This window comes from Bacteroides stercorirosoris (genome assembly GCF_900142015.1).
In the GTDB taxonomy this organism is placed as follows: Bacteria; Bacteroidota; Bacteroidia; order Bacteroidales; family Bacteroidaceae; genus Bacteroides; species Bacteroides stercorirosoris.
Window position 1 is genome coordinate 40509 of record NZ_FQZN01000007.1, and the last position, 19571, is coordinate 60079.

General features: G+C 48.0%; 12 protein-coding genes. 1 reads left to right on the forward strand and 11 read right to left on the reverse strand.

The window, feature by feature from the left end:
- Positions 1-142: 142 nt before the first annotated feature.
- From BUC01_RS06955 to BUC01_RS06995, 9 genes are all read right to left on the reverse strand, one after another.
- Positions 143-1375: an exo-beta-N-acetylmuramidase NamZ family protein gene (locus tag BUC01_RS06955; protein WP_025835633.1), complete on the reverse strand. Its 1233-nt coding sequence runs from the start codon at positions 1373-1375 to the stop codon at positions 143-145.
- A gap of 388 nt (positions 1376-1763) precedes the next feature.
- A complete protein-coding gene (locus BUC01_RS06960) occupies positions 1764-3086 on the reverse strand; it encodes an MFS transporter (protein WP_073313104.1) in 1323 nt (440 codons plus the stop codon).
- Positions 3087-3115: 29 nt separating this feature from the next.
- Positions 3116-4549: a SpoIID/LytB domain-containing protein gene (locus tag BUC01_RS06965; RefSeq protein ID WP_073313211.1), complete on the reverse strand. Its 1434-nt coding sequence runs from the start codon at positions 4547-4549 to the stop codon at positions 3116-3118.
- A gap of 23 nt (positions 4550-4572) precedes the next feature.
- Positions 4573-5505 (reverse strand): DUF4922 domain-containing protein, encoded by a 933-nt coding sequence (locus BUC01_RS06970; protein ID WP_073313107.1) that lies wholly within the window; start codon positions 5503-5505, stop codon positions 4573-4575.
- Positions 5502-7037 carry a glycosyltransferase family 2 protein gene (locus tag BUC01_RS06975; RefSeq protein WP_394363903.1) on the reverse strand — a complete coding sequence of 512 codons (1536 nt, stop codon included), beginning with the start codon at positions 7035-7037 and terminating at the stop codon, positions 5502-5504. Before BUC01_RS06975 ends, BUC01_RS06970 begins: the two co-directional genes overlap by 4 nt.
- Positions 7038-7096: 59 nt before the next feature.
- Entirely contained in the window at positions 7097-8980 is a 1884-nt protein-coding gene (locus BUC01_RS06980) for an outer membrane protein assembly factor BamB family protein (RefSeq protein WP_025833459.1), read from the reverse strand.
- 22 nt (positions 8981-9002) lie between these two features.
- The gene (locus BUC01_RS06985; protein WP_073313109.1) at positions 9003-12092 is read right to left on the reverse strand and encodes a golvesin C-terminal-like domain-containing protein; all 3090 of its coding nucleotides are present in this window, start codon (positions 12090-12092) and stop codon (positions 9003-9005) included.
- A 24-nt stretch (positions 12093-12116) separates the two neighbouring features.
- A complete protein-coding gene (locus tag BUC01_RS06990) occupies positions 12117-13562 on the reverse strand; it encodes a sodium:solute symporter (RefSeq protein WP_025833461.1) in 1446 nt (481 codons plus the stop codon).
- Between the two features lie 40 nt (positions 13563-13602).
- Positions 13603-14775: an exo-beta-N-acetylmuramidase NamZ family protein gene (locus tag BUC01_RS06995; RefSeq protein WP_025833463.1), complete on the reverse strand. Its 1173-nt coding sequence runs from the start codon at positions 14773-14775 to the stop codon at positions 13603-13605.
- 178 nt (positions 14776-14953) lie between these two features.
- Between BUC01_RS06995 and BUC01_RS07000 the strand changes: the two genes are divergently transcribed.
- Positions 14954-16060 (forward strand): family 10 glycosylhydrolase, encoded by a 1107-nt coding sequence (locus BUC01_RS07000; protein WP_073313111.1) that lies wholly within the window; start codon positions 14954-14956, stop codon positions 16058-16060.
- Here the strand turns inward: BUC01_RS07000 and BUC01_RS07005 are convergent.
- Positions 16038-17795: a hypothetical protein gene (locus tag BUC01_RS07005; protein ID WP_025833464.1), complete on the reverse strand. Its 1758-nt coding sequence runs from the start codon at positions 17793-17795 to the stop codon at positions 16038-16040. The genes BUC01_RS07000 and BUC01_RS07005 overlap by 23 nt on opposite strands.
- Before the next feature lie 121 nt (positions 17796-17916).
- Positions 17917-19569 (reverse strand): SusD/RagB family nutrient-binding outer membrane lipoprotein, encoded by a 1653-nt coding sequence (locus BUC01_RS07010; protein ID WP_073313112.1) that lies wholly within the window; start codon positions 19567-19569, stop codon positions 17917-17919.
- Between the last annotated feature and the right edge of the window lie 2 nt (positions 19570-19571).

Genomic DNA, 19571 nt, shown 5'->3' on the forward strand with positions numbered 1-19571 from the left:
ATATAAATTTAACTTCTCTTTATCCCCTGCCAGAATATGCTGTGGAAGGGGGTGAAATGAAGTAACGACTGAACCCTATTAAGGTAACGACTGAATTGCTTTCAGTCCCGACCTTTTCAGTGACTACTTCTTACTTGTCCGGTTATTTGTATAAGTAGTACCGTTTCGACAACCGTCGGAAATCGTCCGCATCCTTATACCAATAATCGCGCGCATCTTCCCAACGGTTGCGCCGGGAGAACCGTCGGCGTATCTCTTCGGAGCCGCTCACCATGTCGAACATCCGGAAACGTCCCTTGTCGGCATGGTCAAACACGGCCCGGTCGGGATAGAGTGCCGCCACTTCCTGCATCACGAGAAACTGGATGTCGCTCAACGGCGCTTTCTGCACGTCCATGATGTGTACCTGCACGCCTTGCAGCAGCTCGCCTTTTCCTACGGAGTAGAACGGTTTCAGGTACATCGGGCGGAACACGACGCCCGGCACGGCCAATGCGTTCAGGTTCCGGGCCAGTTTTTCGGCTTCCACCCACGGGGCGGCAAACATCTGGAACGGGATGGTGTAGCCTACGCCGATGGACATATATCCCAACTCACCCAAAATGCCGCTTACGGGGTAGAACACAGCCGAGTGCGGATGTGGGATGTGCGGGGAAGAGGGCACCCATTGCAGGCCGGTCTGTGCATAATCCATCCGGCGTTTCCAGCCTTTCATCTTTACGACGTGCAGGTTGCATTGCGCTGCCATCATCCGTTCTCCGTTCAGCATCAGTGCCAGCTCGCCGCAAGTGAGTCCGTAAAGGTACGGAATTTTAAACTGGCTGACAAAGGAAATGCAATTGTCTTCTACGAGGTTACCTTCTATTTTCAATCCGCCTACCGGGTTGGGACGGTCCAGGACGATGAATTCTTTGCCATTCTCGGCAGCGGCTTCCATGGCCAGTCCCATCGTACTGATGTAGGTGAATGAGCGGCAGCCGATGTCTTGAATGTCGTATACCAGTACGTCGATGTCTTTCAGCATTTCCGGAGTGGCTTTGCGTGTTTTCCCATAGAGGGAGTAGACGGGGAGGCCGGTGCTGGCATCTTTGATATCTGTCACGTGGTCGCCTGCATGCACGTCACCTCGCACGCCGTGCTCCGGGCCGAAGAGGGCTACGAGGTTCACATTGGGGGCTTCGTGCAGGATGTCGATGGTGGATTTCATTTGATTGTCCACTCCTGTGGGGTTGGTAATCAGTCCCACACGCTTGCCTTCCAGGCATTTGAAGTTCTGGGATTTCAGGACTTCGATGCCGGTCTTTATCTTGATCTTTTGAGCCTTCATGGCACCACAGAGGACGCAGAGGACACAGAGGAGAATATACTTTTTCATGGTTTATAATTTAACTTATGCGAATCAGGGAGGGGGAATTAACTCCTGCTTGTAACGGTTATGAATGAAATGGGTGATTATTGCGCAGCTCAAGGCTGAAAGCCTTTCATCTTATAGCCCAGGGCAACGCCCTGGGAATTGAGTAATGTTTATCCCTGCGCCCTGTAAGGGCATAACAGCACACATCAGCTTTTGCCCTTACAGGGCGTAAGATTGTGGGGACGATTCATTCCCAGGGCGTTGCCCTGGGCTATAAGATGAAAGCCTTTCAGGCTTAGGCTGCGCTAAATTATCATTTGCTTCATTTCTATACCGTTATGAATCTGTTTCAACTCCTGATTCGTATGATTTATTACTTATGATTTATGATTTATCACTTATTACTTTATCACTTTTTCCCGTATGCCGGATCAATCTTCCTGTCGGCAAACACCGTGACTACGATGGTGGCGGCGCAACAGACGATTACTATCCAGAAGAAGTTGACGTAGCCGACCGCTTCCTGGAGGTAACCCGCAAACATACCCGGAATCATCATGCTCAGAGCCATGAAAGCGGTGCAGATGGCATAATGCGATGTCTTGAACTCGCCTTCGGAGAAGTACATCATATAGAGCATATAGGCCGTGAATCCGAATCCGTAGCCGAACTGCTCGATGGCGATGGCCGTGGAGATGGCAAACAGATTGTCGGGTTGGCCGATGGCCAGGTAGACGAATGTCAGGCAGGGCAGCGTCATGCACGCCGCCATCCACCAGATAGATTTCTTCAGTCCGATGCGCGATGCGAACAGTCCGCCCAGAATGCCGCCTACGGTGAGGAATATCACTCCGATGGTACCGTACACGATACCTACTTCCGCTGTAGAAAGTTCCAGACCTCCCGCTTCTTTGGAAGCTACAAGGAAAGGCATACACATCTTGATGAGGAACGCTTCGGGCAGTCGGTAGAGCAGCATGAAGGCGATGGCGAGCCATACTCCCGGTTTGGTGAAGTAAGTGGCGAACGTGCGTCCGAACTCTTTGAATATGGCTTTTGCACTGGCCGTTCCCGGTGTCAGGACGGACTTGTCGGCCGTCGGTTTGGGGATTGCAAAGAGGTGATAGAACGTCACCAGACTGAACATGACGGCTGTAACCAGCATGGTGATGGTCCACGACAGTGGGATATCTTTGTATTTCAGCTCGATGGTACCGGCGATGGCTACCAGTACTCCTTGTCCGAAGATGGATGCAAGGCGGTAGAAAGTGCTTCGGATGCCGACAAATGCCGCCTGGTCGCTCTGCTTCAGTGCCAACATATAGAAACCGTCGGCGGCAATGTCGTGCGTGGCCGAGGCAAAGGCGGTAATGATGAACAAAATCAATGTGATGGTGAACAGGCTGATGGGAGTTGTCCCGGCTGCTATCATCGCTTCATCCGGTTTGGGTATGGACAACGTCAGCAGGATGAATGCTATCGACATCAGAATTTGCATGGAGATGGTCCACCATCGTTTGGTCTTGATAATGTCGATGAACGGACTCCAGAAGGGCTTGATGGTCCAGGGCAGATACAGCAGACTCGTAAACAAGGCCATCTCTCCATTGGGAACTCCCATCTTGGCAAACATTAGTACCGAGATGTTGTTGACAATGAAGTATGGAATGCCTTGTGCGAAGTATAGGGTAGGCACCCATGCCCAGGGGGATATTTTTTTTGTACTGTTCATGATATTGAATAGGTTATTGTTTGGTAAGATTAGTCATATAGTTGGTCAAGGCTCGCGCCAATGTAATAGTGCAGCAGTATTGCGTCATACTTATAGCCTTGCTCACCCATCACGGCAGCACCTATCTGGCACAGGCCTACGCCATGTCCCCAGCCGGCTCCGGTGAGGATGAAGCGTCCCGGGATGCCTTCGGGAGAGATGTCTTCCTTGTCTACAACGAAAGCGGAGCTGTAGAGATGGGAAGCGGACAGCGTGCGGCGTATCTCCAGCTCTTTGCCGATGATAAGCGTCCGTTTGGTTCCTACGATTTTCAGCTTCCAGAGGCGTCCCGAAGTGCCGCGGGCGATGGGGACAAGGTCGATGATTTGTCCGTAATCAATGCCGGAGCGTTTCAGGATCAGTGCGGATAGCTCGTCCTGGGTGTACTCCACTTTCCAGCGGTAGAAATCCGTAGTTTCCTGGTCGTAGTTGTTCAGTACCTGCGAGAGGATTCCCTTATCTGTGGTGTTGCAGAAGGCGGGCGGAGAGGTGCGAATCCAGGTTTCCGCTTCTTGCTCATCTGTCAGGTCGGGTAATCCGCTGCCGGGTTGGGTGGCTCCGAAGCTGAGGTCGCAGGTCTTGGGGTTGAAGATGCGGAAGTCGCGTTGTTTGCGGAGATACGGGTGGGGGGCATCTTCCCAGCAATACTGGAATTCCTCGAATGCACCGCCGCAGCATTTGGAGAAGCGGGCGTCGCATATCTTGCCACCGTACATCAGGACTTGTCCGCGGGTGGCGGCGATGGCTTGCTTTACGATTTCGGTAGAGGCACGGGTAATGCCCTGGTAGCGTTGGCAATGGTCGTCGGCGCAGACGTCGAAACGGGTGTGGGCGTCGCGCTCATACCATTTCAATTGACAATTGACAATTGACAATTGACAATTGGCTGCGCTGGGCTTGGCTGCGCTATTGGATGCTGCGCTGGCGTGCTGCATAGAGTTGTCAATTGTCAATTGTGAATTGTCAATTGCTAAGAGCCAGCTGCGCGAAATGACGGCGTGGGCTTTTAGTAATTCCAGTGAGGCGGTTGCGCTCATCTCGCTGGAGATCACGCTGGTCAGGTAGTCTTCCACATGGATGACGTTGATGGCTGTCAGTTTATTGTCTTCTGCAATAATCTTTAGGGCACCCAGGAAACGCTGGTCTTCTTTGCGTTCCCAGTGAAAGTTGATACCGATGGTGACGTCCAGCAATTCAAAAGAGTCGGTGGCTTCGTCTATTGGTTCGAACAGGAGTTCGTCATAAAGGCGTCCGTTCCACAGTATCTTGCCTTCGTTGTAGGTAGCGACTTGTTTGCCGCTGACAACGGTGCGGTGGGGCACTACTCCGTCGCAGTACGTCCCTGTTATTTGGTAAGGGTTCAGCAATACGAACTCTATCTGCGGCTCAAACAATATGCCTACGTGTACTTTGGGCTCTTTCATCATATAATCATATTTTAGGTGGACTATATTTTCTCCTTGATGCGTTGGCGTACCCTGTGGAAGTCTTCGGTGGAAAGACATACTTCACTCAGTATCTGCGCCACATCTTCGGCTGTTATCTTCAGAAAATCTTTTTCTACCGGAGTGATAAATACTCCGCCGAGGTCAACGGATGCGGGACTGCTTAACAGATTTGCTTCTCCCTCGGCTGTATAACAGGCCGGGCGGTGCTTCTCGCGCGGAAATACGCATACTATCCATTTTCCGTCCTCATACCATGCCAGTACGTTCATCATCGGCTCGTCATCTCCCGGCTTCGTGTCCAGTGAATGGTAGATGATATCGAACAGCGAAGCGGCGTGTTTCTTATTGGCGGACTCGATGACAAGCGTAGCCCGTGGTGCATCATTCAGATACCAAAGGGTGGCTTCGCTGTAATCCACTACTTTGCCTGCTATTTGTCCGCGCCAGTCTTTTTCAATGGGCATAAAACCTTTGTTTCCGGCTTGGAAGTGGGCGTGGTCGGGGGCGGATGCACCGCATTTGGGACCATTATAGAATATCGTGTAATCCGTCAGCACCTGTGCCAATGCCAGCATATCATTGAAACGGACAGCTATGCGCTGGTCCACGTGTGCCACTTCCGGTATCGTCAGGTGACGGGGGAAAATGGGGAACGGATTCACCAGGATGTTGTAATGCCCTTCAAACGGGATGCCTTTCTGTACCGGCGGTAAATTGGCGGGACAGAGGAAACATTTGCGTTCCTTGATGGACTTGGCATCTACTTTAGCTCCCGAAGAAACGATACGCGCAGGGTTGAACTGTACTTTATAGGGAATACCGTTTACGTCCAGTTCTCTCACTTGCACGCCGGAAAGGGCGGCGTAATTGTTACGCGCCATTTCCCAAGTGTCAAGTTGGCTGGTCAGGAGGTCGTTTATGGTCTGATTCATAAGAGTTGTATTTTCTTGTTCATCGCTACACGTGCCTGTAGTTCCCATGTGCGGATGCGGTCTTTATACAGGTTGTGACCGTTCATCTTCACAATGTCCAGCGAAGCATCCGAATTGTCGTCCCAGCGGCGGCACAGATAAACCACATCGTACACACGGCCTATTTGATAGTGGCGGGAGAAGTTCAGTCCCAACGCATAGTCCTCACCATAGCTGGTATTGGGGACTTTTACCTCACGCAGCACCGGAGTGTAGAAAGCGCGCGGAGCACCCAGGCCGTTGATGCGCAGCGCATTGTTGCGCCCGTTCTCCGGTGTCCATTCTTTATGGTCGATGATGCCCGGGGCGATCATATTCATGTTGAAGTCCGTCATCATATACGTGCCTACTACCATGGCACAATTCTGCTCGTAGAAGGCGCGCACCATGATTGTCAGGGTATTCTCATCCTTGTATACATCGTCGCTGTCCAGCTGTACGGCAAACTTGCCGCACTTCGGGTGATGTACGCCTATGTTCCAGCAACCGCCGATACCCAGGTCGTTGCGTTCGGGGATGATGTGGATGAGGCGTTCGTCGTTCTTGTATTCGTCGATAGCTTCCGTAGTGCCATCTGTTGAATGGTTATCAATGATAATCAGATTGAATTTGAAGTCCGTCTTCTGTTTCAGGACTGAGCTGATGGCATCACGGATGGTACGGATGCGGTTGCGTACGGGAATGATAACCGATGCTTCATATTCAAAGTCTCCGGCGGAAAATTCTATCTGTTTGAAGTCAGGAGCCAGATAACCGCCGATTTCTTTCAGATGTTCCGTACAAGCCTGTTCCATTTCAATCTGCCGGTCACGGTTCTTCGGGTCTACATAGTCGAATATCTTTTCACCGCTCTTACGGGTGTCGTCTTCGATTTCACTGTAGAGGTATTCGTTGATGTGTACCAGGCTTTCTTTCTGGCTTACTTTCAGACGCAGGTCGTAGAGACCGGCAAATTTATATTGGTCTTCGGCCATACGGGAAGCGGCTTCCAGGAAGGCGTCCGTACGGAACAGGAGCACAGAGCCGAAGTCGAAATCATCACGCAGTGAACCGAACTGATAGTCGATGACCGGAGCATTCGTTTGTTTGCCTTCTTTCACCTGGTAACGGTCGGCATAAACCATGCCTGCACCACTGTCTTCGGCAATGTGTATCATACGTTCCAAGGCAAACAACCCCAGTTCGAGCGTAGTGTATTTAGTATAAATCAGCGTATATTTTGCATCGGCATGTCCGGCAATGTTACGGATGTTTCCACTGGATAGAATGGAGTCCGTATGCAAGACGCGACATCCGGGCAACTTCTCGGTAACATCCGGCATAGCCATTAGGTAAATGTTATTCACTAAGCCGCTTTCTTGCAACCCTTTTACTGTCTTTTCCGCTTGAGCAGTTCCCGCAAAGGGAATAAAACAATTGACAATTGACAATTGACAATTGACAATTGGTGCTTGATGATAAGCTGCGCTATTTTCTGTCTTTTCGTTTTTCATATTCTAATTGTTATATTAATATTTTCCATGTCTATCAAATAATTGTCAATTGTCAATTCTCAATTGTCAATTGTCAAAAGGCCTACCTCTCCGCTGGTGGCGGTGAACAGCACTTGCCGGGCATTCAGCGGCACTACTGTGCTGATGAGGGAGTTGCCTATTTTATGTTTCCACAGTACCTTACCGGTTTTGGGCTCCAGGGCAAATATCAGTCCCTCTTTAGTACTGCCGAACATGACGCCGTCTTTTTCAACTTGCATGGACGGAGCATGTTCGTAACCGAAGCCGACATTGCTTGCCCACAATTCGCGGGGCTTGTCGCCTTTGGTTGCGTAGCAGACAATGCTGTCGTTCATCGTCTTACTGTACACCTGTTCGCCATCTTCCGACAAGCCGATAGTTTCACGTACTATAGACTGGAACGTGCGCCATACGGTTTCGCCGTTTTCCAGGTTGATGGCTGTCATTGCACGTTGCGGGTCGGTGATAAGTACTTTGCCGTTTGCAGCTACGGGCCATACGGCGGCAGGGGAGAAGTGCATGCGGGTCAGTCCGCCTGTCCACTTCCATAGTTCCTTGCCATCTGACTTGTTCAGCGCATAGAGGGTATTGTCCCATGCACCGAAGATAACCTTGTCTGCCGTTACCAACGGTTTGGTTTCAATGTACCCTTTCACACCGTTGTATGTCCATATCACTTTACCTGTGCGGACGTCGATGGCGCGGAGAGTGTGGTCGCTGGCGCCGATGTAGGCAATGCCGTTCTCGATGGTTACTGCACCCAATACAGGTTCTCCGGCTTTCACAGTCCATAGCAGACTGCCGTCTTTACTGTTCAAACCATAGATGTTGCGGTCGGCAGAGCCGAATACGACGATACCCTCCGCCACTGCCGGAGTACCGACAATGCGTTTGCCGGACTGGAAACTCCACAACTTTTTACCATTCTTCAAAGCATAGCAAGTCAGGACTCCCATATCATCTCCTACGAATACCTTATTCTTTTCTACCGCAGGAGAGCAATAGATACCTGCACCGGTCTGTACGATCCACTGTTCCTTTGCATTGGGGTATTCTTTGTTTACCGAGAAATCGGGGTACTTCTCTGCCTTCCCGTTGTGGTCGTAGTATTGTTTGGTCAGGGAGAAGGAAGCCCATTGCTGTTTCGGTTCGCCGATACGTTGTGTATAGACGAGGATAGAGTCTTGGGTGATGTCATAGATTCCATATCCGGGTTTACCGTCTTTGTCGCGCAGGTTGCTGCGCATCAGGATACCGGGAATACCGTCGTATCGTAAGTCGCGGTTGCGGTGGTAGTGTCCGCCTATAAATAGGCGGATGTTGTAAGGGCGTACCGCGTCGGTCACTTCATACCAGTTGTCCACATCTCCTTCTATCAGCGGGTAGTGGGTGACGAGGATTACGGGCTTGTTAAGTTGAGAGTTGCCGGTGTTGAACAGGTTCATTCTTTCCGTCATCCAACGGATATCCTGTGGAACTACATGACCGTTTGCCATACGCATCAGAGGGCCGGAGTTGAAACCGAGGAACAGGATGCCCTTATGCTCGAATTCAAAACGTTCGCCACCGAAGATTTCTTCGAAAGCTGTGCAGCCGGAATCACTCCATTTCGTTTCGTGATTGCCGAGGATGATATAGTATTTGACTTTCAGCAAATCCAGCGTTTCTTTTACTTTCAGCATGGTGGCGCGATCACCTTCTTCGGCAATATCGCCCGTCACCAATACAAAGTCGATACTGTCTGTCGCATTAATCTGTGCTACGGTGCGCAGCAGGTCTTCTGTAGGATTGGGATTGTTGGGGCTGAAATGAATGTCCGTTATCTGGGCAAAACGGAATGTTCCGTGATCCGCATACAACGCAGCACTTTGTATAAATCCTACAGCCAGGAGCAAAATGTTTATTAATAATCTTCGCTTCATAAATGATGATTGGTTTAGTGTGTTATAGGTTTGTTCCTTCACTGAAGAAAGTGAGGATGGCATTCATTAATGTCTCTCTTTCAGCAGTAGTGCGCAGAGCTTCGAATGGGAAGCCTAGTACACAAGTCTTATAGTCACCCTTGTAGGCTACTCCGGCACTCAGGTTGTTCTCAGAGTAACGCATTACGGTGTACGCGTCTTTAGTGGCAGGCTCGATGGCGTCGGGTGATTCTACCACGTAGCTGTCGGCATTCAGTTCGTTATGATACGTATAGTTGCCTGAAAGGGCGGGGAACGGAGAAGCTACACATTTCACCTTACCCTCTGTAGCCGCTTGTCCCACACGCCATTTATATTTCAGGACTTCTGTTGCGAATTTCTTGTCGGCATCCTGAGCCGGAGCCAGGCGGTTGTCCCAGAGGTCGGTACCGACATAAGCTCCTGAGACGAAAATGTTTCCGCCTTGTCTGCAATATGCAGTGATAGCTTCCTGCATGGGCTGGCTGAATGTCTTGAATTCCAAAGGCCGTATACCGCCACGTCCCATCTTGGTCTGGCATTCTTTGCCGAGTATCAGGTCTACGTATGTATAGTCGTTCAGATTCATTGTTTGGTTCTCCACGCTTTCGTCGCTGCAAGATATGAAAGAATATCCGGCTTTCAAAATAGCGGCTCCATGAACGGCGGGATAGTCGAATGTGTTTCCGGCAATTACCTTATCCTCATAATTGCCGTAACTGTCACCGAAACCGGAGGCGTCATCATCCATCCAGGGAATAGAACGGCGGTATTCTTTCATTTTACCAATGTAGCTAATATCGTTAAGATAAGGCACTCCGTGGTCTAAATCGTCCAGGAAGCCTGCAAGTAAAGACTCGGCCGGAGCGGGGGCAACGAAGTCCGCCGGGGCACTGATGCGGTCGAATCCGTTTACTATCATCACTAATCGATTATTACTATTAAATGCACGTCCGGCAGAAAGAATTTCAGATGGGAAACTTTCACCACCTTTGTTGACGGCGGTCACTTTATAGCTACATACCACTCCGGCAGGTAGGGCGGTGCGGTAGGTGTTCTTATCCACCAGTACACCATTGTCAAAATCACCATCTCCGATACGGGTATAGACAATGTATTTCTCTGCATTCGCTGTCGGTTCCAGCGGGTCGGCAACGGGTTGCCAGGTCAGTTCTATTTCATTTTCGCCTACCATGCGCAGTGCCATATTATCTACTGGCAGAGGCTGGACGATATAGTCCATATGGTACTGTGAGCAGATAAACTGCAACATACCTTTATAGATAGCACGGCTCACTGTGAAACGGAAGCGCGGATCCAGGCCATAACGCATATCGGCGAAGTTCTGGTGTGACAGTAACTCCAATAACATGGTAGGTACGCGGGGGACACGTGCTTCGTAGTAAGACTGGTTCCACATGCCGCGGCGTGTCCAGTTGGGCTCGTATAGGGTGCGGATATCCCGCACGATGTTTGACTGAATCAAATCGGTCATATCGTGGCTTAGGTAGCGGGATGCACCGTTGGCATATTCTTCGTTGTAGGCATTGGTGTAGTAGATACCCAGTGTTCCGATGATCGAATCGTTCAATGTAGTCCCGGCATCGGAGTGAAAGGCAAAGGCCATATCTACCGGGATATTCAGTCCTGCCTCCGTAGGATTGACGGAAGAACCACCGGCAAGGTAATTCACCCAGATGCCACGGCTTTTGTAATCGTCGGTATAGTCATTCTTTCCATGGCTTTCGGAGTAAACACTATCGGGGATCCCAGCCCATTGCAGCCAGTAGCGTGCAGCTTCGCAGAAGCGGGGATAACCGCTGACTTCGTAGTTATTCAGTTGAGAGCTGAGAGTTGGGAGTTGAAGGTTAGCTACGCTTTTTCCCGATTCTTGAGAACTTTTTATATTCTCTGTGGCGCCTTCATCAGAAATGCAGCGGGCGATATTTCCCATACCTCCACCGATTTTTATGGCATCGGCAGTGACAATGCGTCCGGCTTTATCGGAGCGGTTGTTTAAGACGACTTTGTAAGCATCATGCTTTCCGGCATCAAAACTGAATGTTCCCAGATAAATCCAGGTTCCGCCACCCATCTGTTGGTTGACTTTGAATTGGGACACACCACCTTTATGATAAACGGTGTAAAGTGCATCGTCCGTACTATTAGGCAGTGATTTGTAGGAAACGTATACGGCATACCGTCCGGTGGCGGGAAGTTCCGGTATCCATTCGGCAGTACTTTCTTTGTCTTTTTTGCCTTTCACAGTTTCAATGGCACGGAAGGTTCCTTCGCGGAACGGGTTCTCGAAATCAACATACTGATTGCGCAAGTGTGCAAAACCTTTACCTGCACCTTGCATCCAGTTTTTATCACCTGACTTTTCGATATAAACGGAACGGCTGTTGAGACATCCGTCATTGTCTATAATTATTTCAGTCATTTGGATGTCCCGTTCGCGGGGCATCAACACATTGGCACCTGCATTCTCCAGCATAGGAACCAGGAAAGGAAGTACATAGCTTTGCGTGTACAAATCCTCTACTGTCTGGAAGATGCGGGCACGTTGCCATTCCCAACGTGTCAGTTTGGACTCATAATAGAAACCGTGGCTTTGCCACAAAGCGATGTGGCGGTTCTTTAGCCCATTCGTGGGAGAGTATGGCACGGAAAGAGCCGTCACTAAAGGCTTTGTACCGGCGGGGGTGAATGTTCTGGATTTTTTGTCCTTCTTGCTGCGTAGCGCCTGGGGAATTAATTCTTCAATGCTACGTTTGTTCGTGCGGATTTGCAAGTCATAGCTGGAATACTCTGCCGGAAGCAGTGCCTTCACGCCTTGATAAATCTCTGATACGTTATCTTCCCGGAAAGGAATATAAGCGCAGTTCATATTAGCGAACAGTTGCAAGGTATTTCTTTCCACGGCAACAGAGTCGATACGGATACGCCCAATGGAAACCTCTTTCCGTGCGGCGGCATCCAGAAATCGACCGATCTCCTGGCGGACCTCCGTCGAAAGCTCTTGCGCGCCTCCCGTCAGGGGGATGAGGGAGGCGGTGAGCAAAGTGAACAAAAAATGAAGTCTTACATTCATGATGATGTATTAAGTTAATTATTACTACTTATCTTTTTTAATCAACAAGCAGAGTCCGATGAATGTGAACAGGGCGTTGAATATCAACAGTTCGTAACTGAACTGGTAACCGTTGAACCATGCCTCCGAATTCTTTTGCAGAACAAAGCAAAGGATGGGGGAGAGGATGGCCACCAGTGGAATATATTTGTCGCGAACCTGTTGTTTCATGAAGATACCGAATGCGAACAAACCGAGGATGGGGCCGTAAGTGTAACTTGCAAGGATATATACGGCATCGATTACGCTTGTATTATTCAGTAGGTTGAATACGAAAATCGTGATACCCATGATTGCCGCCATACCGATGTGTACGCGTTTACGCACTTTTACGATTTCTTCTTCCGTCTTGCCTTTTGTTCCCAGAATGTCCACAGTGAATGAAGTAGTCAGAGCCGTCAATGCCGAGCCGGCTGCGGAGTAAGCCGAAGATATCAGTCCGACGATGAACAATATACCTACGATGGCCGGGAAATAATCGCCGGTAGCTATCAATGGGAAGAGTTCATCGCTCTTATCCACTTGGATGCCTTGATTACTTGCAAAGATATAGAGCAATACGCCCAGCATCAGGAACAACAGGATTACGAAGAATTGGGAAATAACACTTGTTATCATGTTCTTCTGCGAATCTTTGAAGTTCTTGCAACTGAGGTTGCGTTGCATCATGTCCTGGTCCAGTCCGGTCATGGCAATCATGGTGAATGCTCCGGCAAAGAACTGCTTGAAGAAATATTGTTTGCTGTTTACATCGTCGAAGAAGAAGATGCGGGACATGTCACTGTCTGCAATCGTACTGATCATGCTGCTGAATGACAGGTTCAAGTCGGATGCGATGTAACAGATGCAGAGCACTACCGATACCACCAGACAGAATGTTTTCAATGAATCTGTCCAAATCAGGGATTTCACTCCGCCCCGGAAGGTATAAAGCCACACTAATGCCACCGTAATTGCGACATTCAGTATGAAAGGTAATCCGAAGGGCTCGAACACCAGCAATTGTAGTGTCAGACATACCAGGAACAGGCGAACTGCTGCACCCAGCATTTTGGAGATAAAGAAGAACCATGCCCCCGTCCGGTAAGAGGACATTCCAAAGCGGTCTTCCAGATATTCATAGATGGACACCAGGTTCATCCGGTAAAATAACGGCGTCAGTACGAAAGCTATGATGAGCTGTCCCGCAACGAAACCTAACACCATTTGCAGATAGCCGAAACTACTGGCGGCTACCATACCCGGCACAGATACATACGTCACTCCGGAGATGCTGGAACCAATCATGGCAAATGCCACGACGTACCAGGATGATTTACGGTTGCCGACAAAGAAACCTGCATTGTCGGCTTTTCGGCCGGCTATGTAGGATATGGTGAACAGTATCACGAAGTAGGCGGCGATGGTGATGATTACGGATATCGGGCTCATGTTAATTATGGATTAATTATTATTGGTGAATTCTCAATATTTAATTCTCATCGTAAAGGAGATACGGTTTACGCTGTACCTTGAATTTTTCCACATCGTCTTTCCACATTGCTTTGATTTCATCAGCACTCTTTCCTTCTTTTATCATTTTCCGCACATAATCCCTGCCTACCAATAGCTCAAAGAAAGGACGGAAGAAATGGTCGTCCAGATTCAGGTTACGGTATGCGTCGATAATGTAGCTCAAATCCACTCCACGCTTCCAGATTTCCTCATCGCTCATATTACTAAGGTCTACTCCATGACATAATTTGTTCAGTTGAGGCGGATTCTTTGCTCCGGGAATACTTCTCGGGGTGAAACTATAACTGTAGCCGGTCATATTGGGGTGTCCGTACACCTGGAATGGAAGTGAAGTTCCCCTGCCCAGGCTGACGGGAGTTGCTTCAAAGAAACAAGTAGCCGGATACAGATATATCGACTTCATATTCGGCAGGTTGGGAGATGGGGGGATTGGCAACTGATACTTGGTCTGGTGTGTGTAATTCTTACATTTGATAACTGATAAATCACACTTGCGTGAGCCGGGAAGCCAGCCTTCTCCGTTCACCATTAATGCAAGTTCCCCTAAAGTCATTCCATGAACAATGGGAATTGGCAGCCAGCCTACACCTGATTTATGTTTCATGTCCAGAATAGGACCGTCTACGTAATGTCCGTTCGGATTAGGACGGTCCAGTATCAATACTTTCTTGTTGTAGTCCGCACAAGCATCCATCAGTCGGCACATGGTGATGTAATAGGTGTAAAAACGCAGACCGACATCCTGGATATCCACTATCAGGATATCAAACTTCTGCATGGATGTTTTGCTTGGCTTTTTATCTTTGCCATCGTAAAGGGAAAGGATGGGTACACCTGTCTTCGAATCTACTGAACTGGATACATGCTCGCCTGCATCTGCATCCCCACGAAAACCATGCTCCGGTGAGAAGATGGCAACGACGTTAAATTTATTTTCCAGGAGAATATCCAGCAGATGTTTGTCTCCTATCATTCCTGTATGATTGGAGAATATTGCAATCCGTTTACCCTTCAGGAGAGGAAAATACTCGGAAGTCTGTTCGTCACCCAAAATAACCCGGTCTTTTTGCGCTTGACAACATAATGAGGCACTGCACAATACAAAGATAAGTAGCAGAAATTTCTTCATAATAGTATTATTGTTAAGGGGATGTTCGTTGCAACAAAGATAGACTTTATTTTAATATCAAAAACACTTATTTTATTATTTTTAGCATTATAATTAATAATTTGCAAATAATTGGTCATTCACCTTATTTATATAGAAGAAGTGTTATCTTTGCTGTGAACCTAAAAAAATCATCATCATGAAATTTACTAATTTATTTGTAGCACTTGTGTGCTTTTTCAGTTTGGCTGTTCAGCCATTGTCGGCCGGTAAAAAGAAAAAAGTTCAGAACCAGGAACAAAAGATTGCTTTGGGCGTCTGGGACGATGTGGACACGAATGCCTCGGTCGAATCTCTGATTCTTTGGATGAAGCCTTTTGATGAGGCTGGTATCAAGAATTATTATATGTGTGGCTCGCCGGAAGTGGTAGCACGCTATATTGAAGCGGCTAAATCTTATAAAGGAGCGAAGGTACATGCCTGGATGTTTACGGTGAACGCTCCCGGAGATTCGGTGGCGTTGGCACATCCCGAATGGTTTGACGTGAACCGGATAGGGTATAACAGTCATGAATACGATCCTTATGTGAAACATTACAAATGGTTGAGCCCTTCGGTGCCGGAAGCCCGGCAGTTCATGAAAAATAAAGCGGCTTCTTATGCCGCTTTGGACGGGCTGGCTTCTGTGCATCTGGATTTTATCCGTTATAATGATGCTGTGCTGGGACGGCGTTTGCAACAGCATAAATTCAAGATTCAGCAAGACACCTATCGGGCTGAGTATGATTTCGGGTATCATCCGGTAGCGATAGAGAAGTTCAAAAAAATATTCGGTTATTCTCCGTTGGATTTACAGGACCCATGGATGAGCCCGGAATGGTTGCAGTTCCGCCTGAATGAGGTTACTTCTCTGGTGAATGAAATTGTGGAAGCCACCCATGCCGAAGGAAAACTGGTTTCAGCGGCTGTATTCCCTTACCCTACCCGTGCCCGTATGACGGTTTATCAGGACTGGCCTACCTGGAAGATAGATATTGTCTGTCCGATGAATTATCAGTCATTCTATTCGGAAAACCTGGAATGGATACCGTTTAGCATTGAGAACGGTTTGCGCGAGACTTTCCACAAGAATAAATATGTATCAGGATTATTTGTTCCCGATATTACTGCCGAAGAATTATATAAAGCTGCAAAGCTGTCTGTTGAAGCAGGTGCAGACGGAGTGAACTTCTTTAATGCACGCTCTTTGCTGAAAGACGGCAAACTGGAGGTGGTGAGCAAGATTAATCAGGAATATAATTTGTGATTGTCATCGGACCGGTTTCATCACTGAATAATTTGTAAAATACGGGGTCCTGGAGTAAGGCTTTCAATGAATATAGTTTGCCATCTACCAGGACCTCGTCACGTATTAACCGGACCCCGTGGCTGTAGTCCACATAGCCAATACCATGTGCTGCACTCAATGGTTGAATGGGCTTCCCGTCAGGATAATGCCAGCCGTAAATAAATAGTCTGCCCGGTTCATTGGCTATCCGGTTAGTGATGACAATGTCTTTTTTATGTCCGGAAATCAGTCTGTCCAAGTCTTCGCCGGCCTTTTGACGGGCTGCTTCAATGATAGAATCATGGCGGGCAAATACAGGGATCGTAGTCATTGTAGCATCCGGAGTCATAGGTTGAGGCTCTAACTTAACCGGACTGTGACGATGGATCAGATTGGATAGTTTCCGCGTGGGCAATGTCGCCCCAAATGAATCTGCCAGCTTCTGGGCTGTAAGCGGTAACATCGGGATACGAAGAAAATCCGTATCTGTGCCTATCGCCAGAAAGTCGGATAATACGCAAAGTGTAACTTCATGCCATATCCCTTTAGAGTCCTGCAGACTATCTGTCAGATATATAGGCTGCCGAAAGGATGTCGGAACATTACCTTGGATAATCTCTTTATAGGCCACAGAATCACGTTCTTCCGCCGTCATATTCATGACTTGGCGGACAAACCCACTTCCTGTGACAGCTCCTTTGTTTCGGGGAGGAAACTGGAAAATGTGAGGTTTCGCTATTGAGTCCTGACGATAAGCATCGTAGGCCCTTTTCCCCATAAACTGGTATCTTGCTCCTTCATACTTGGTACCGGAAAATACAGATTGAATATATCCGTTTCGCTCCACGAGTATCGTATGATAAATCTGGCGTTCCGGATTCTTTCTGGAATAGAATTGGATTCTCCGGTTATTCGCGGTGAAATAGATGATGCTGTCATTTTCTGTTTTGTTCCATGTCAGTCGTTTCATGTTCTTTTTCAGATAACGCTGCATCAGATAGGTTCTGTGCCAGGTTCCGCCTTTTCTGGAAACGAATGGTTTTCCGTCCAGTAAGGCATTTGCGTCATCGTAGCACGCTACAAATAAACTGTTGTCGGGAGAGGCTTCCAACCACTTCTTTAATTTATTGCCATAACGTTCATTGTCCCAGTTATAGTTGCTGTCAATGAAAGATATTTTCTTTATATAGGCGGGAATTTCGGAATTGGCATCCATAAAACCGAAAATGAAATTACCTCCTCCACTATGGCTGTTCAGTTCTATGTGAGGGTGATATTCGGCGAAAAGGGAAAGAAGATATTCCACTGTTTCCTTAATCTTTTCGTCTCGCATCGGTTCGGCTTTTCTCCAACTTCCCCAGCTCTTGGTGTTGGCTTCCAGGTAGATGGTTACGAAGTTGTATTCTTGGTTTGCAGCTCTGATAAACCGCGTCTGTGCTCCGATGTGTTGTATGTGATAATGCCAGTCATCACCTTCTGCCGGCATCTTTCCTATGGTCCAGTCCGTGCTATTGCCATTGGGCAAGGCATACAATACAAGTTTGGTTGGTTTGCTTTTGTCAAATTCTGCCTCTGAAGGAGCATTGATATGGATTTTGATTCCCGGAGTATATACAAAAGAAATTTCCTGCTCCTGGAAATAAGGGCTTGTTATGAATCCCTGGTTAGAGAGTGAGGAGCACCATAAAAAGATTGCAAGAAGAATGTTTTCCATATTGTTTCAGATAAGTGGGTATATATACAGCAAAGTTAGATGAACTTTTGATATTTACAATGAAGACATAAAAAATGCGTAGTTGAATGGCTCTCAACTACGCATTTATGAGGATCAGGTTTTAGTTAACGTCCCACCATACATTGTTTTGTATGCTGTTGTTTCCACCCATACGGCTTTCGGCTTCTTTCACGTTAGTAGCATTCACAGTATATTCTGAAGAAGGATAATATATACGCTTGATATAAGCATTCGGCGTATTATTGGCCTGGTCGGAAGGATTCATGTTGAACACACTTGAACTAACGCTTGCGAACGGCATGAGCGTAGGCTTGTGGAACTGACGGTGGTCAGCCCAAGTCTCGAAAGAACATTCCTGGAACTGAGCGATATATTTCTGGGTAAGAATCTTGTCCAAAGCTGTATTGCTGGTTCCTGTAATGTCGTCGTAGCTGGCTGTGGTTCCATAATAGTTTGGAGAGGTAGAAGCCAGGTAGCTTACAATGTTGCTTTCCGGAACACCGAGTTCAGTCATGCTTGAACGCACACCTGCTTCATATTCCGATTTGGCATCACCGCTCACAAGACCTAATTCGATGGCGATAGCTTTCAGGAAACACAGTTCACTGTATTTGAACAGAGGATACTTTCTGTCGATAGTTTCATAATACCATGGGCCGATTTTGGAGAAGTCACTTACAAACTGACCATTGTCCATGGCAGCACCTACACCGGAGGCTACGTGTCCCGGATCTGTACCATCCCAATTGCCGGTCATACCTTCCGTTGCAGGAGTTTCGATGATACCTGCCGGTTCAAAGTGAATAGGAGCGCGGGGATCAACAACTGCAGGAGCATTTTTGGCGGCAAGAATAGCTTCGGTAATGTTTTTGTTTGCTTCACGGTCGGCTGCGGTGGGCCATGCCAATCCGCCGAGACCTTGCACGAGACGTTTGTAAGCTGTTGACATATGCAATACGGAAGAACCTTTATGATAATAAATCGGGTTCTGGGCGAACTTGTCTTCACCTTGCTTCAAGAAAGCGGCATCGGCATCATTGCTGAATACACCTGCCGAGATAGCAGCGGCAGCTTCCGTTTTAGCCTTGGTAGCGTCTACGTCAGAGATACGGACAGCCATACGTAACCGGAGGGAATTAGCGAACTTTTTCCATTTGGCAGCGTCACCGGCGTAAATGAGGTCATAAGAACCTACATTGTTAGCGGCTGATTCGTCCAGTTTGCTTGCAGCATCCTTCAATTCGTCGAATATCGTATAATAGATATCCTTCTGAGTGTCATACTTAGGCTGGTCAATGTCATTGGCAGCTTCAGAGTAAGGCACATCACCCATACAGTTAGTCAAACGCAACATCGCATACGCTTTCCAGATGCGGGCCATCTGTACGACATTGGTATGAACCGGATTACTCTCATTGGCACGAATCAGAGAGTTGGCATTGGTCAACACGGTATAGGTTAACTCCCATATATTGTCCACATAACGTGCGTCTATGTTATAGTCGGAAGCTGAAAGACCGTCATTGGCTGCATATTCGCAGAAAGTACTGATCATCAACTGGTCTATCTGTTGCCATTGGTTGGCATAGGGAATACCGCGTCCCTGTATGAATATCAATTGAAACTTAGGATCGACTGAACCCGGCGTCGGGTTGTTGGGGTCAGTATTCATATCATCAAAATCGCCGACACAGCCCGCAAGGGTCATTGAAAGACCGACAATGCTTATAATAGATTTAAATAACTTATTCATAT

Bases quoted from the DNA above. Each gene is read 5' to 3' on its own strand.
- BUC01_RS06955 (WP_025835633.1), bottom strand. From the start codon at position 1,375: ATGAAAAAGTATATTCTCCTCTGTGTCCTCTGCGTCCTCTGTGGTGCC.
- BUC01_RS06960 (WP_073313104.1), bottom strand. From the start codon at position 3,086: ATGAACAGTACAAAAAAAATATCCCCCTGGGCATGGGTGCCTACCCTA.
- BUC01_RS06965 (WP_073313211.1), bottom strand. From the start codon at position 4,549: ATGAAAGAGCCCAAAGTACACGTAGGCATATTGTTTGAGCCGCAGATA.
- BUC01_RS06970 (WP_073313107.1), bottom strand. From the start codon at position 5,505: ATGAATCAGACCATAAACGACCTCCTGACCAGCCAACTTGACACTTGG.
- BUC01_RS06975 (WP_394363903.1), bottom strand. From the start codon at position 7,037: ATGAAAAACGAAAAGACAGAAAATAGCGCAGCTTATCATCAAGCACCA.
- BUC01_RS06980 (WP_025833459.1), bottom strand. From the start codon at position 8,980: ATGAAGCGAAGATTATTAATAAACATTTTGCTCCTGGCTGTAGGATTT.
- BUC01_RS06985 (WP_073313109.1), bottom strand. From the start codon at position 12,092: ATGAATGTAAGACTTCATTTTTTGTTCACTTTGCTCACCGCCTCCCTC.
- BUC01_RS06990 (WP_025833461.1), bottom strand. From the start codon at position 13,562: ATGAGCCCGATATCCGTAATCATCACCATCGCCGCCTACTTCGTGATA.
- BUC01_RS06995 (WP_025833463.1), bottom strand. From the start codon at position 14,775: ATGAAGAAATTTCTGCTACTTATCTTTGTATTGTGCAGTGCCTCATTA.
- BUC01_RS07000 (WP_073313111.1), top strand. From the start codon at position 14,954: ATGAAATTTACTAATTTATTTGTAGCACTTGTGTGCTTTTTCAGTTTG.
- BUC01_RS07005 (WP_025833464.1), bottom strand. From the start codon at position 17,795: ATGGAAAACATTCTTCTTGCAATCTTTTTATGGTGCTCCTCACTCTCT.
- BUC01_RS07010 (WP_073313112.1), bottom strand. From the start codon at position 19,569: ATGAATAAGTTATTTAAATCTATTATAAGCATTGTCGGTCTTTCAATG.